The following is a 14000-nucleotide window of genomic DNA, read 5'->3' on the forward strand; positions in this document are numbered from 1 at the left end:
ACCTTCAGCCGAAGGTGCGACGTCTCAGCTTCGGCGTCGCAGCAAGCAGCGTAAAGCCGCGCATCGACAGGAACACCTCGAAGGCCAGCCACAGGCCATGATTGCCGAGGAACGGCATGAGCGCATAGGCGAGCCCCGCAAAGACGGCGACCGACAGGAGCATCATGTTGCGCATGGTGGCGGACCAGGTCGCGCCGATGAAGACGCCGTCCATCAGGAAGGCCAGGGCCCCGGCAAGGCAGGCCACCGACGCCCAGGCAATATAGGGATAGGCGGCCGCACGCACCGCCTCGTTCCTCGTCAGGAAATCAACGATGGTTCCGCCGAAGACGAGGCACAACAGCGTCAGCCCGGCGCTCAGGAACAGACCCCACCGGATGCTGAGCAGCATGGCGCGGTCGAAGGCCGGGCGCCATGCGGCGCCGACGGCCCGGCCAACCAGCTGCTCCGAAGCATTGGCGAGCCCGTCGAGGAAATAGCCGCCAACCATGAAGATAGTGAGAAGCACGCCGTTCGCCGCCAGCGTGCTCGGACCGAGGCCCGAACCAAGGCGGGTGAAGAGGACGTAAGCCCCGAGCAGGCAGAAGGAGCGGATCATGATATCGCGGTTGACGGCCATCATCGCGCCGTAGGCCCGGCGGTCGAGAATCTGCGCTCGGCTCGGCCGTTGCCTTCGATCGAAGCTCCGCAGCACCACGGCGAAGCCGACGACGGCCCCGATCGCCTCGCCCGTCGCGGTGCCGAGTGCGACGCCGGTGATGCCGCCCTCCAGGACGAAGCCGAAGAGGATGGTGAGCGCCATGTTGGCGGCGTTGATCAGGCCCTGCAGCAGCAGGCCGAGCGTGCCGCGGCCGCGGCCGAGCACATAGCCGAGCACCGCGAAGTTCATCAGCGAGAACGGGGCGGCCAGCATCCGCCAGAAAACGTAGGTCCGCATCGCCTCGGCAACCCCCTCGTCGGGAGCGACCGCGATCAGGCCCAGCCCGACGATCAGCGGTTCCAAAACGATAAGCGCACAGCCGATCAGGACGGCGAGGATCGCGGCGCGCCAGAACACGGCCTGCATCTCCCGCTCGTCGCCCGCGCCGAAGGCCTGGGCGGTCAGCCCCGTCGTCCCCGCCCGCACGAAGTTGAAGGTCTGGAAGGCGAAGTCGAAGATCAGCGCGCCGACGACGAGCCCACCCAGCGCGACGGCATCACCGACACGGCCCATCACCGCCGTATCGGTGATGCCGAGCAGCGGCTGCGTCAGGAAAGCGAGCGTCATCGGAATGGCGATGCGCAGCACTTCGCGGTTGGTCACCTCGAAGGGCCGAACCTGCCGTTCCTCCTCGCATGTCAGCGCCGCCCCGCTCATCGCCGCCACCATCGCTGCCGCATCGGAATCCTCCCCTTGGGTTGCATCCGCCGCCGCCCGTTGCAAGCAAAACGTCGCGCGTCCTGACAAGCGTTCGTCGCTGCCTATCTCAGACTGCGATGCGCCTCCCGATCGTCCATCATCCCGCCTTCGATGCCCAGTTCGACACCGCCCACCGCTTCCCGATGTCGAAGTTCAGCCGGCTCGCCGACATCCTGGTCGAGGACGGCATCGTCAGTCCGGCCGGCTTCCACATTCCGGCTCCGGCCCCGCGCAGCTGGCTCTGCCTCGCTCACCACCCGCTCTACGTCGACCAGGTGTTGGCGTCAGCGGTACCGGCCGAGGTGGAGAAGCGCATCGGCTTTCCCGTCGACGAACGGGTGGCGATGCGCTCGCGCTGTGCCACGAGCGGCACCGTCATGACAGCACGGCTGGCGCTCGCGGAAGGGCTTGCCTGCAACACGGCTGGAGGAAGCCATCATGCGCGCGCCGAGACCGGCGCCGGCTTCTCCGTCTTCAACGACGTCGCGGTCGCGGCGGCGCTGCTCCTGGCCGATGGTGATGTCGCGCGCATACTCGTCGTCGACTGCGACGTGCATCAGGGCGACGGAACCGCGCGTATCTTTGCCAATGAACCCCGCGTCTTCACCCTCTCCATCCACGCCGAGCGGAACTATCCGGATGACAAGGCGGTGTCCGACCTCGACGTGCCGCTGCCGGACGGCACCGAGGACGCCGCCTATCTCGAGGCTCTTGAGGCGGCGCTGTCGGCCGCGACGCGGCGGCTCTGTCCGGACATCGTCTTCTACAATGCCGGCGTCGATCCGCATCGCGACGACCGGCTGGGGCGGCTGGCGCTGACGGATGCCGGTCTGGCCGAGCGCGACCGTCGTGTCCTCGGCCACTTCCGCGACGCCGGCATTCCGGTCGCCTGCGTGATCGGCGGCGGTTATTCGCGCGACATCGAGGCGTTGGCGCGCCGGCACAGCATCATCCACCGCGTGGCGTCGGAGTTCGTCTGAGCGGCCACCTCGTTCAGCGGGCGGCCCGCAGCAGGATCGCGCCGGTCAGCGTAACAAAGGTGGAGGCGATCTTGCGCCAGTTCATCCGCTCCTTGAGGACGAAGGTGCCGATCAAGATGGCAAAGGCGACGCTGACTTCGCGCAGCGCCGAGACGGTGGCGATCGGCGCCTGCGAGAACGCCCAGGTCACGATGGCATAGGCCACGAACGAGACCGGCCCGCCGACCAGCGTCGAGCTTCTCGCCCGGGTGAAGCAGGCGCAAAGCGTCCCGGGACGGGCGATGCGGACATAGAGACAGAGCAGCGCACAATTGAGGATCGACGACGTGCCGTAGAAGGAGAGGCTGCTGCCCGCCTCGCGCGCGCCGGCGCCATCGTTCAGCGAGTAGGTCGCGATCAGCACGCCGGTCGCCAATGCATAGGCGAGGCCGGCGCCGGTCAGGTTGCGGTCACTGCGGCCGGCGAAGACCAGGCTGGTGACGCCGCTGCCGATGATCACCACCGCCGCTGTCTGCAGCGGCGTCAGCACTTCGCCGAGCATGATGACGCCGAAGCAGGCCGTGAGCACCGGAGCGATGCCGCGCGCCACGGGGTAGACCTGCGTGAAATCCGCGGCCCGATAGGCGTTGAGCAGGCAGAGATAGTAGAAGGTGTGGATGACCGCGGACGCCAGGACATAGGGCCATGCCGCCAGCGGCGGAAAGCCTGCCACGGCGATACCGGCCAGAGCGAGCGGCACGCCGCCGATCGAGACGCCGACGCCGCCGGCCAGCTTGTCGGTCTCGCTCTTCAGAAGTGCATTCCAGGCGGCGTGGAGGAGCGCGGCGAGAATGACCGCGGCGAAGACGGTGGATGACATGGGAAGGCGGCTCGGTGGGACGACGATCCAGCTTAAGGCGGGGGATCGCGCGCGGCAACCATGCCGGCAAAGCCGGCAACTCTGCGTAGCCCAGCCCCTTTACAACCACCAGCGCTTGTGAACACTTGTTGATGCGGAGCGGATGCGTGGATGTATTGAACTCACGAAGTAACTCCCGCAGACGGCGCAGCATTCGGCACGTCCTGTTGCGGTTAGGGTCCTGCCATGTCGCAGAAGCGATTGTCGCTCTTCTTCACCTTCGCCTTTGTGGCGCTGGTTCTGTTCGTCTTGTGGCAGGCTTACCCCTACGGCGCCGTGATCCTGAACGGCAGCGCCGCAGATGTGCTGCAGCGGCTCGGCACGCTGGGGATCATCGCCATCTTCGTGGAGCGCACGGTCAACGTCTATGTGGCCGCTAGCCGGGATCCGGTTCGCGCCGAGATCGACCAGCGCATCGCCAATGCCAGCGCATCCGGCCGCAGCACCGAGGTCGAAGCGCTCAATCAGACGCTCATTGCCTATCGCAGCGAGACGAAGACGCAGGCGACGCTGATCCATCTGGGCTTCGGCCTGCTGCTGGGCCTTTGCGGCGTCAGCATCCTCAGTGCCGTGATCGGCGTCGTGCCGCCGGCAAGTGCGCCTGCCGGCACCGCCGCACCGGCTGCGGCGATGCTGTCGCCAGCGACGATGCCGATCGCCATGCGCATCCTCGACATCGTCATCGTCGGCGGGCTCCTGTCCGGTGGCGCCGAGCCGATCCATCAGATCATGGAGCTGATCACCGATACGTTCAGCGCCGGGCGTGACAATGTGAAGGGCAGCGACGGGACGACCGCCACACGGACGGAACCGGTGACGGGCACCACCGGAGCGGTCGTTACCGCTCCCCAGGTCAAGCCGTGAGACTGCGGCGTCTCAGCTGCGGCCGAGCTTGAGCAGCCGCGAGATCAGGAAGATCGGGATGACGATCGCGGCACCGAGGATGAAGTAATCGAGCGCCCGGTCGAGCGAGCCGAAGACCGAGGTCCACAGCCAATCGAAGAAGTCGACGACCCAATCGATGACGTCGGCCGGGCTCCAGGACAGCCAGCTCAGGACAACGCCGACGACGATCGAGATGAGCACCAGCCGGACGAGCACGGAGAGCGGCGATCCGCCGAGGAAGCGATCCAGACGTCCCGACATGGTTTTCTCAAGCGCTCCGTTGCAGCCGGTTCAGGAGGTAGGCGGGACGATCGGCAGACGCAAGCGGCCACGAGCGCGATGATGGACGCTGCAGGTGCTCCAGCGCCCGCGACCGGGACGATCAGCGCAGGTTTGCCGTGCCTGGCGCGACACCGCTCTCCCCAACGGAGGCCGCGCTGCTCGACCCGCATCAGGATTCCTGCCAAGACGGCGTGCCGGGACGCTCCGGCGATCCCGTCGAGGGAGTGTCCGATGCTCCGGCACGGCCTGATCCGGCAAATGACTCTTTGCCTCGGTCTCGTAGCGCGTGCCTCTGCGGCAGGCGCCGAGGACGTGCCGCCTGCCCATTATCCGGCGCTGCCCCGCGAGGCACAGTCTGCCCAAGGCTTCGCACCGAAGGGCTGGATCGTCGAGCATTCGGCGACCGGCGACCTCGACGGCCGAGCAGGTCCCGACCTCGTCTTCATCCTGCGCGACACTGATCCCGCCAAGATCCTGCCGCGGGAATTTGCGGTCGAGCCCCTCGACACCAACCCGCGCATCCTCGCCGTGGCGCTGGCTCGCGGCAAGACGTTCAGGCTGGCGCTCGCCAACCATACGCTGATCCGGCGGCAGGAATCCGCGTCAGTGTTCGACCCCTTTGCCGAAGGCGGCGAGTTGACGGTGGCGAACCGCAGCTTCACCGTGCCGCTCGAGTTCTTCGCCACTATCGGCAGCTGGACCACCTACCGGAACGAGCTGAGCTTCCGCTACCGCCGCGGAAAATTCGTGCTGGATCGCTTCCGGCGTGAAAGCCTCGTGCGCAACACCGGCAAAACCCAGACGGTCACGGCGGACTATCGCGCCGGCACGCTTCGCGTGGTCACCGGGTCGAACGACAGCGAAAGGACGGCGACGATACGCAAACGCCTGCGCGGTCCGGCGCCGACGATCGAGGCCGTTGGCGACGGGCTCGGCTTCGACCCCGAGGCGGCGGCTCGCAAGCACTGAGACCCTCGCCGCGATTCCGGTCCTACCGCACTTGGAGAGCCGGGGTCCGCCCGACTGAGGAAGGCGACCGACCGACGACGGCACTCCGGCAAGGGGCACACCGTCGGCCGCCGGACCGCGCCTCAGTCCAGCATTGCCTGAAGCGTTTCCAGCCGGTCAGCCTCGAAGGCCGGCTTGTCCCAGCGCAGCCGCGAGATGCGCGGAAAGCGCATGGCAACGCCCGACTTGTGGCGCGTCGAGCGCGCCAGCCCCTCGAAGGAGACTTCCAGCACCAGCCCATGGTCGGGCTCGGCGCGTACCGAGCGGACTGGGCCGAAGCGCTCGATCGTGTTGTCCCGGATGTATTTGTCGAGCTGCTTCAGCTCCTCGTCGGTGAAGCCGAAATAGGCCTTGCCGACCGGCACCAGCTCCGGCTGCTCCTCCTCGCCCGTCCAGACGCCGAACGTATAGTCGGAATAGAAGCTCGACCGCTTGCCGTGGCCGCGCTGGGCGTACATCAGCACCGCATCGATCGTGTGCGGGTCCTGCTTCCACTTGAACCACGGCCCCTTCGGCCGCCCCGGCACATAGGCCGAGTCCCAGCGCTTCAGCATCAGCCCTTCGATCACCGGATGCGGCGGCGCGCGACGATGCGCCGCCAGCGCCTCGAAGCTCTCGAAGGGCACGAAGGGGGAGATGTCGAAGCGGGTCGGCTCCAGATGCGCGACGAAGCGGTCGAGACGCTCGCGCCGTTCGCGGAATGTCAGCGACCGCAGGTCCTCCACCCCGTCCTGCAGGAGGTCGTAAGTGCGCAGGAAGACGGGATACTTCTTGAGGACGGCCGCCGAGACGCTCTTGCGGTTCAGCCGCTGCTGCAGGTCCGAAAAGGTGCCGACGACGATGTCGTCACGCACCGGGCCGCCGTGCGGGTGGACTTCCGGCTCGCCGGATTTCACCGAGGCCGGACGCGCGACCAGGAGCTCGCCGTCGAGCGAGCCTTCGAAGGTCATGTAATCGAGAAGATCGGGAAAGGCGCCGGAGATGTCGTCGCCGGTGCGCGAATAGAGCCGGCAGACGCCGCGCTCGCGCGTCGCCTGCACGCGGATGCCATCCCACTTCCACTCCGCCGCATAGTCCTCCGGCGTGATGCGGCCGTAATCCGGCTCCTCCAGCGGCTGCGACAGCATCACCGGCCGGAAGGGCGAGGCTGCAGCGGAGACCGGCTTCTCGCCGAACCCTTCGAGCCAGGCGAACAGCTCGGTGTAGGGCGGCCTCAGGCCGTGCCAGAGCTCCTCGATCTCGGTGATGTCCTTCTCCCCGAAATCGGCCAAGGCCTGCTTGGCGAGGCGTGCCGAGACGCCGATCCGCATGGCGCCGGTGACAAGCTTCAGGAGCGCATAGCGGCCGGAGGAATCCAGCCGGTCGAGCCAGGCCTCGATCAGCCGCGGCCCCTCCTGGCGGGTTGCACGATCCAGCGTCTCGACGATCTCGGTGAGGGTCGGATCGTCATTGCGGCGCAGATGGGCGTCTGGAACGCTGCCGTCGTCATCCGCGCGCAGGCCGTCATGCGGCGACGGCCAGACCAGCGCGATCGTCTCGGCGAGATCGCCGACATAGTCGTAGGAATAACCGAACAGCACCTCGTCCATGCGCTCGGCCATCAGCGCGCGGAGCATGGCTGGCTTGACGCTGCGCACGTCAAGGCCGCCGGTGATCGCCGCCAGCGCGTAACCCCGTTCGGGGTCGGGCACGGCGCCGAAGAAGTCGCTCATCAGCTTCAGCTTGCCGTTGCGCGACGGCGTGAGAACGAGGCGGTCGAGAAGTTCGGCGAAGCGCTTCATCCTGTCGCAACATGCTGCGGCGGACGACGCGGACAAGCCGTTGCGGCGCGCGGCCCCACGCTTCGATCGGCAGCTCGAACTGGATGTGCGCCGAAGCGACTGCAGCGGTCTCCCGCTGCATCGTTCATGGGCGCCGCCAGCTCTGCACCGTGCGGCAGAACACCTTGGCAAGACAGCCGCGCAGTTCCACCTGCCCCCGGTTCAAACGCAGGCCGCCGTCATAGGTCCCGCCGCTCCGCGGATCGCGCACCCGGCCCTTGTATTCTGGCGGCGATCCCCCGACCCGGGCGACCCACTGCCCCTTGTAGCGGCCGCTGGCGATGGTGGCGCAAAGGCCGGCGTCGCAGCTGGCGACGGCCATCTTTGTGCCGTCCTCGCTCGCCCAGGTTCCGGTGATCGGCGAGGCGGCATGGACCCCACCCGCCGTTCCGGCGAGGAGGAAAAGCAGGGCGGCGGTCGTCGAAACGCGATGGGTCATGGCCGACAGAAAGACATCAATCGTGGTCACAGGATGAAGCTGTGGCGGATATTCTGTCACACTCGTGCGGTCACCACCGCGGTCAAGCCTGTGCCAGCATCGCCCGTGCACCTCTGATCTCCCTCAGCCTCAGATGATGCTTTGCCGTGAAGAACGCGTCGGCGTCCATGCCGGGCTCCCGCAGCAGCCATTCCAGATAGTCGTTCGGCACCTGCGCCAGCGGCACGCCCTTGTGCCGGCCGAAGCGGAAGCGGGCGAGCAGCGCCGGCTCGTTCGACACGCGCTCGGCGCGCTGGAGGAAATCGTCGAGATCGACGCAGCGCGGCATCAGCACGGCCGCGATGGCGCGCATCAGCACCGCGGTGCAGAGCGCGTCATAGAGCGCGCGGTGGGAATGAAGGTCGGCCATCATCGGCCTGACGTCGGTGAGATCGAGCGGCACATATTTCACCAGCGACTGCAGCCCGTGCGCCTGCACCGCCGGAAACGCGCGCAGCGCCAGCTTGTGGGTGCAGAACCAGCGCCCGGTCAGGCGCAGCCGCGGCCGGTCGAAGGCGGCGCGCTGGGCACCGTAGAGCGGAGCGCCCGCAAAGCGCGTGACAGCCTCGCGGAACGGCGGTGCGCCCGCCAGCATCTCGTCGCTGATGTGATGGACGCGGCGCGCATGCGGATTGATCGGCACGCCCGCCGGATCGCAGAGCGTCTGCATCGGATTGCCGATCTGCCCGGAGACGAGGTCGAGATCGACTGAGCCGATCTCGATCACGGCATCCTCCTCAAGCCGCTGGCCGGCCGTTTCCGTATCGATCAGCCGGATAACGGTCGGCGGCGCCTCGGCAAAGAGCGAGAGCGTCGCCGGTCTGGCGGGGAAGTGGTCGGACATCGCCAGAAGATCGGCCTTACCGGCTCTCGCCGCAAGCAGTGGCGTCAGCGATCGACGACGATCACCTCGAAGAAGGTCGGGTCCTGCGGCGACATGCCCCGCTCGTCGATCGAGACGAGCGCCAGCTGGTCGTCGACCAGCCCGGCAAGGCCCACCTTGTTGCCGAAATTGGCATTCTCCTCGTTGTCGGGATGCTTGCCGTCATAGTCGCGCTCGGTCTGCTCGGCGAGGTAGGAGCGGCCGGCGTAAGCGGAGAGGTCGCCGGCCAGCGGCAGAAACTGAGCCGTCAGGCCATCGCCTGTCAGCTTGGTGACTCGAACTTCGGTTTCGTCCTTGTCGATCTTGCAGCGGTGCGAGCCGACCTTCTGGGATGGCTTGTCGAGGAAGCCGAACCAGTAGACCGTGCAGGCGCGCGTGCCAGCGGCGACGGCTCCGGCCGGCTTCAGCGCTCCCTCGCCGCCTGTCTCGCCGGCCGTGGCGCGAGCGAGCCGTTCCGCGGCCATGCGAGCGAAGGCGATGCCGCTCGTCTCGTCGCCGCCGCGGGTTTCCGCCAGCGTCTGCAGGACCTGGTCGGGCAAGGCCGCGATCTGCCGGCGGTCGGCATCGACGAGGACGGCAAGGTTGGTGCGGCAGGCGTCGTCGCAATCGCCCTTGAAGGGATAGTCCGCCGGCGCGTCCGCGGCAGCCGGCAGCGGGCGTGCAGAGGGCGCCTCGACGGCGGCGGAGGGCAGCGGCCTTGCCGAGGGTGCGGGCGCCGCGGCCGTCGCGGCATCTGGCGATGGCAGGTCGAGAATGCCGCCGACCTCGGCTTCTTTCGTTTTCTTGTCGTAGACGCAGATCACCGAGGCACGGCGGGAGCTGCCCTTCGCCGCCCCGGTGACGAGCGCCAGGCCATAGCTCTCGGACCCGAAGGGATCAACGGTCGCGGCGGCATCGTCGAGGAGGCCGACCGTCGCCTTGGTGCAGGCCGCATCCACGGCCGTCCGGAATTCCACCCAGGCTTCGTCGCTTGCTGCGTGCGCCGGGACCGACAGGACGAGAGTTGCGAGAACCGACGACGCGGCTGCGAGAGAAAGGAGATGTCGAATCATCCCGGCAGGGTTTGCGTCCGAACCCGGCAAAGTAAAGGCTTGAGCGCGGGAGATCCCGTAGCTAGGCCTTTGACCGTCGCCCGTCGTCGTCGATCACAGGGATGCCGAAGCATGGCCTTGCCGCCTCTCCTGAAAGACCGGCTCCGGCTGCCGATGATCGCCGCGCCGCTCTTCATCATCTCGCATCCGCCGCTCGTCCTCGCCCAGTGCAAGGCCGGCGTCGTCGGCGCCTTTCCGGCGCTGAATGCGCGCCCGGCCGAGCAGTTGGACGATTGGCTTGCGGAAATCACCGAAAGCCTGGCGGCGCATGATGCGGCGCAGCCGCAGCGTCCGGCAGCGCCGTTTGCGGTGAACCAGATCGTCCACCGCTCCAACAGCCGGCTCGACGCCGATCTGGCGGTCTGCGTGAAGTATGAGGTGCCAATCGTCATCACCTCGCTCGGCGCGGTGCCGGAGGTCAACGACGCGGTGCACGCCTATGGCGGCATCGTTCTCCATGACGTCATCAACGACCGCTTCGCGCGCAAGGCGGTGGAGAAGGGTGCCGACGGTCTGATCGCGGTGGCGGCGGGCGCCGGCGGCCATGCCGGCACATGGTCACCCTTTGCGCTGGTTGGGGAGATCCGCGCCTGGTTCGGCGGACCGCTGTTCCTGTCGGGCGCGATCGCGACGGGAGGCGCCATCCTGGCGGCCGAGGCGATGGGCGCCGACGGCGCCTATGTCGGCTCGCCCTTCATCGCCACCGAGGAAGCGCGGGCGGCGCCTGCTTACAAGGAGGCGATCGTGTCTGGGAGCGCCGCCGACATCGTTTATACCAACCGGTTCACCGGCATTCCCGGTAATTACCTCGCGGGATCGGTCCGCGCGGCAGGGCTCGACCCCGACCATCTTGCCGCCGTCGACGCCAAGCCGATGGACTTCGGCGCGGGCGGGGCGGACGCCGCCAAGGCGTGGAAGGACATCTGGGGCGCCGGTCAGGGGATCGGCGCGGTCAGCGAGGTTGGCCCGGCGGCTGCGCTGATCGATCGCCTCGCAGCCGAGTACGAGGCAGCGCGGCAGCGTCTTTGCGGCTGAAGCCAGGGGTGCAGGCAAGGGCCAGCATCGGCGTCGCGCTTGCCTGCACCGGATCACCACCGTCGGGTCCTCGCATCGGCCCCAGCCTTGCGCGAAGCAGGATGAACGCTGCCGCCAACCACGATTGCCGCTTGAACCGAAACACGTTTACCAGTATCAGAGCGCCGTCCGCGGGTGCCAGACATCCGAACGGATCAGGCCGCTTTAGCTCAGTTGGTAGAGCACATCATTCGTAATGATGGGGTCGCGTGTTCGAGTCACGCAAGCGGCACCACTTCCCAGCCCTGTAAATAAGCATTCGCGAAATCGGGCCTGGAACATTCGCGGAACGCCGTCGCAAATTTGCGGCGGACCATCCAAGTCTCACGCGACCGAGTTCGCTGTCTGTTTCAGGCGAGCGCTGCAGGCTTCGATCATCTCGGCAATGTGTGCCGCACGAGCGGCTCGCCGAGACGGAACCACTCACCCTCCAATGCTAGCCGCGCGTGGATTGCGACGGCAAGGCGCCGCCGAGCCCGTCGAGCTCGGCGGCGCTTTTGCGCGCGTCTGCCAGGTCCGCCAGCGCCGCGGCGATCATCGCCTCGAAACGCTCGGCATGGGCGCGCATGATGGAAGCTGCGAAGGCCGGGGTTACGAGCTCGGCTCCTGCCGTAGCGGCGAATGCTTCGGCTTCCCCGCCTGCTTGGCACAAATCCTCAGCATGACGTCCGGCTGCATGATCCGGGCCAGCTCCTTCTTCGCCTCTTTCTCCATGTCGATCTGGAAGGCATGGCAAAGGGCGGCCAGCGTCACTTTGGTGCCGCCGACCTCCTGGCCGCGCTCGCCAGTCGGACGATCGAACACGTAGTCGACGAGCTGGTGTGCCTCGCTCCTGGTGCAGCCGCATGCCTGCACAAGCTCTAGCGCCTCCTCCAGGAAACGATGGTTGCGCTTGGTGCCGTTTATGGCGATGTCGATGCCGAAGCACTCGACCAGCTAATGAGCGACCTTCTGCTGAAAGGGCCGCTTCGTCATGCCCGGCCTCCGTAGCGTTCGGACAGCGAAGCCTGCTGTGCCGCGATGAGGACGGCCGCGCGATTGACGCGACCGGTGCGGTTGTCGTTCGCGCCGGCGTCGACGACGCGGCCCGAGACCTTGAGCCAGGCACCGCCAGGCAGTGGCGGCGGCAAGCCGTCGTCGAGATGCAGCTTGCGCCAGCGCCGCTTGAGCTGGTGCACCTGCAGGCCGAGGGCGCCGGCGACTTCGGCCGTGGCGTCGGTGAGCGTCATGCGAGCCTCCCACCGTGCCGTGGACCGACGAGGTCGCTTGGAAGACGTTGGGATCGGCTTCGCCGGCGTCGAAGAGCGCGTTCTCAATCCCTTGGTAGAGACCGGCGTAGCCGCTCGGGCCGATGTTGCGCCTAACGAGGACCAGCATGGCGGCGATCTGCGTGCCGAAGGCAAGGCCGATGCCACGACCACTCAGCTCGGTCACCAGCGCCAGTGCTTCGGCATCGCACTCCAGCCAGGTCTTTGCTACGTTCTCAGCCGCGGTATCAACTTCACCGGGTTTCAGACCCGCGGCCTCGTGTTCAACGGGAACGGAGCGGATCTGTTCGGGCGGTACACCGGCGGCGCGCCAGTGCTCGATCTGATGGGCTGCGCTGGCTGGCGCCTCCGCGATTTCCGCGTCTGGTCGGACTTTTATCAGCAACCTAATTTCGCCATCGCGTATGGTCGCGGTCGCGTGGGTGAGACTTGGGAGAGCATGCTTTTCGATGGCGTAATCGCCAACGGATGGTTCTCAAAGTCTGCCGTGTTGAACTGTAACAGCGAACTTGGACTATGGACCGGCGCGTGGAAGATCGACAACTACCGCCCTGCACCAGCCTATACGCTCGATTCCGGGATACCTACGACATCGGTCAGTACACTCACATGGCGCAAGGGTACTCGGCTGGGCAGTCGCTCTCGTGCATTCAGCATACCTTTATCGGTGGCACGATGCGGTCGATCCAGACCAGTCCTTTCGGCGCGCTGCGCATCGAGAGTGATCGCGGGGCGTCCGATGCAAACCATGTTGGGTCCGAAGTTTCGAAGGTTCGTCTCTTCAATACTTACCTGACGAACACTGGCACGGATACGGTCGAGCAGCACCCCGGCATCTACGTTCGGGGCCGCGTCAAGAGCCTGCACTTCGACGGTCAGTCGGGGCTTCCGCAGACCAACAGTACCATCCAATTGTCCCATCAAGTCTTCATCAATCTTCAAGACAATCAGCCAATCACAATCCCGCCGGACTGGCACATCAACATTCATCTCAACGATGCCGAAGTGGCCGTCCTTGGGCGCGGCGACAGCACGAACATACTGGAGATGCCCAATCTGACAGTCGACGTTGCTGCAAGCCGCGGCCAATACCCGGCGGGGACCGTCGCGAAGCTGTTCGACAGCCGCTTCAATAGCAGCAACACGCGCGTTTCTGGTCGAGTCGGTACGGGGAAAGTTCCCAGCGGGTTCCTTGATCTGACGCGCGTGCAGATGAATGGGGAAGTATATACGCAGACTCCGTTCAATCAAGTACTTGTCGGCGATAGCATTAGTGTGCTTATTCATACATCAGGAGCTAATGGTGAAAGCTACTACAAGCAAATCCTTCAGGCAGTAGGCAACAACGGCGTCGTCATCCCTGCGGCTGATGTGATACGCCTTGGCGCCGCCGTAACTTCGATCAGCTTCAGCATCGGCCTAACACGATACAAGCGTTTCGAGGTTGTAAATACGAGCGCCAATTTGGTCAAAGTGACAGGTGTAAAGGGAGGCACCCGCTTCATCGGCCCTAGCGGCGGCCTAATCGTCAACCAACAAGGCTCTGACTACTACGCCGATACGCCCTGCCACGCCGCCCTCTACACGCCTCCCTTCTCCGCCGGGACCAACATATCGGCACCGCCTGCGGGTATCGGTTCTGGCGCGACCTACAAGCTGAACAGCGATGAGGTAGAGGTCACGGGACGCGTGAGCGTCACGACTATCGCTGCTGGGCCATCGTCATTCAGCATCTCGTTGCCAGTCCCCTCCGATCTCACCGATCTGAGCGACCTAAGCGGCAGCGCGATGGCGAACGTCGCGAGCGCGTCTGCGCAGATTGTGGCTGACATCGAAAACAATACTGCACTCGTCAACTTCACCGCTGCGGGCGCGACGACATACGGCTCCGTCTATCGCTTCCGCTACAGGGCAAAGTGATTTAGGCGTTCGAG

The 14000-nt window shown here is 66.2% G+C and carries 15 protein-coding genes and 1 tRNA gene; 6 read left to right on the forward strand and 10 right to left on the reverse strand.

From position 1 onward, the window contains the following. Positions 1 to 4 precede the first annotated feature (4 nt). Positions 5 to 1357 carry an MATE family efflux transporter gene (locus tag C0R46_RS11665; RefSeq protein ID WP_102960022.1) on the reverse strand — a complete coding sequence of 451 codons (1353 nt, stop codon included), beginning with the start codon at positions 1355 to 1357 and terminating at the stop codon, positions 5 to 7. A gap of 119 nt (positions 1358 to 1476) precedes the next feature. On the opposite strand from C0R46_RS11665, the gene C0R46_RS11670 reads away from it, so the two are divergent. Next, positions 1477 to 2379 (forward strand): histone deacetylase family protein, encoded by a 903-nt coding sequence (locus tag C0R46_RS11670; RefSeq protein ID WP_102959820.1) that lies wholly within the window; start codon positions 1477 to 1479, stop codon positions 2377 to 2379. A 13-nt stretch (positions 2380 to 2392) separates the two neighbouring features. Here C0R46_RS11670 and C0R46_RS11675 read toward each other — a convergent pair whose 3' ends face one another. Continuing rightward, a complete protein-coding gene (locus C0R46_RS11675; RefSeq protein WP_102959821.1) occupies positions 2393 to 3238 on the reverse strand; it encodes a DMT family transporter in 846 nt (281 codons plus the stop codon). Positions 3239 to 3463: 225 nt separating this feature from the next. Between C0R46_RS11675 and C0R46_RS11680 the strand changes: the two genes are divergently transcribed. After that, on the forward strand, positions 3464 to 4141 hold the full coding sequence (locus C0R46_RS11680) for a hypothetical protein (RefSeq protein WP_102959822.1): 678 nt from the start codon (positions 3464 to 3466) through the stop codon (positions 4139 to 4141). Positions 4142 to 4153: 12 nt separating this feature from the next. Here the strand turns inward: C0R46_RS11680 and C0R46_RS11685 are convergent, their stop codons facing one another. Then, on the reverse strand, positions 4154 to 4423 hold the full coding sequence (locus tag C0R46_RS11685; RefSeq protein ID WP_102959823.1) for a DUF6460 domain-containing protein: 270 nt from the start codon (positions 4421 to 4423) through the stop codon (positions 4154 to 4156). A gap of 252 nt (positions 4424 to 4675) precedes the next feature. Here C0R46_RS11685 and C0R46_RS11690 point away from each other — a divergent pair, with 252 nt between their 5' ends. After that, positions 4676 to 5413 carry a hypothetical protein gene (locus tag C0R46_RS11690; protein ID WP_102959824.1) on the forward strand — a complete coding sequence of 246 codons (738 nt, stop codon included), beginning with the start codon at positions 4676 to 4678 and terminating at the stop codon, positions 5411 to 5413. A 122-nt stretch (positions 5414 to 5535) separates the two neighbouring features. On the opposite strand, the gene C0R46_RS11695 is transcribed toward C0R46_RS11690, so the two are convergent. The 4 genes from C0R46_RS11695 to C0R46_RS21115 all read right to left on the reverse strand — a co-directional run bounded on the left by C0R46_RS11695 (position 5536) and on the right by C0R46_RS21115 (position 9589). Beyond that, complete coding sequence (locus C0R46_RS11695) at positions 5536 to 7233, reverse strand: cisplatin damage response ATP-dependent DNA ligase (RefSeq protein WP_102959825.1); 1698 nt, start codon at positions 7231 to 7233, stop codon at positions 5536 to 5538. A 124-nt stretch (positions 7234 to 7357) separates the two neighbouring features. Next, positions 7358 to 7741, reverse strand: a complete 384-nt coding sequence (locus C0R46_RS11700) for a DUF2147 domain-containing protein (protein ID WP_102959826.1) — start codon at positions 7739 to 7741, stop codon at positions 7358 to 7360. Between the two features lie 52 nt (positions 7742 to 7793). Next, entirely contained in the window at positions 7794 to 8594 is an 801-nt protein-coding gene (locus tag C0R46_RS11705) for an exonuclease domain-containing protein (protein WP_102959827.1), read from the reverse strand. Positions 8595 to 8638: 44 nt separating this feature from the next. Continuing rightward, on the reverse strand, positions 8639 to 9589 hold the full coding sequence (locus tag C0R46_RS21115; protein WP_245413548.1) for a hypothetical protein: 951 nt from the start codon (positions 9587 to 9589) through the stop codon (positions 8639 to 8641). A 207-nt stretch (positions 9590 to 9796) separates the two neighbouring features. Here C0R46_RS21115 and C0R46_RS11715 point away from each other — a divergent pair, with 207 nt between their 5' ends. Then, positions 9797 to 10759, forward strand: coding sequence for an NAD(P)H-dependent flavin oxidoreductase (locus tag C0R46_RS11715; protein WP_102959828.1), 963 nt, complete (start codon positions 9797 to 9799; stop codon positions 10757 to 10759). 198 nt (positions 10760 to 10957) lie between these two features. Beyond that, positions 10958 to 11033: transfer RNA gene (locus tag C0R46_RS11720), tRNA-Thr, on the forward strand. A gap of 201 nt (positions 11034 to 11234) precedes the next feature. Here the strand turns inward: C0R46_RS11720 and C0R46_RS21275 are convergent. The 3 genes from C0R46_RS21275 to C0R46_RS11730 all read right to left on the reverse strand — a co-directional run bounded on the left by C0R46_RS21275 (position 11235) and on the right by C0R46_RS11730 (position 12027). After that, the gene (locus tag C0R46_RS21275) at positions 11235 to 11366 is read right to left on the reverse strand and encodes a hypothetical protein (RefSeq protein WP_280953021.1); all 132 of its coding nucleotides are present in this window, start codon (positions 11364 to 11366) and stop codon (positions 11235 to 11237) included. Positions 11367 to 11389: 23 nt separating this feature from the next. Continuing rightward, positions 11390 to 11653, reverse strand: a complete 264-nt coding sequence (locus C0R46_RS11725) for a hypothetical protein (protein ID WP_198598311.1) — start codon at positions 11651 to 11653, stop codon at positions 11390 to 11392. A gap of 116 nt (positions 11654 to 11769) precedes the next feature. After that, positions 11770 to 12027 (reverse strand): hypothetical protein, encoded by a 258-nt coding sequence (locus C0R46_RS11730; RefSeq protein ID WP_102959829.1) that lies wholly within the window; start codon positions 12025 to 12027, stop codon positions 11770 to 11772. 714 nt (positions 12028 to 12741) lie between these two features. Here C0R46_RS11730 and C0R46_RS11735 point away from each other — a divergent pair. Continuing rightward, positions 12742 to 13986: a hypothetical protein gene (locus tag C0R46_RS11735; RefSeq protein WP_157944631.1), complete on the forward strand. Its 1245-nt coding sequence runs from the start codon at positions 12742 to 12744 to the stop codon at positions 13984 to 13986. The last annotated feature ends 14 nt before the right edge of the window (positions 13987 to 14000 follow it).

This window comes from Mangrovicella endophytica (assembly GCF_002893625.1).
Lineage (GTDB): Bacteria > Pseudomonadota > Alphaproteobacteria > Rhizobiales > Rhizobiaceae > Mangrovicella > Mangrovicella endophytica.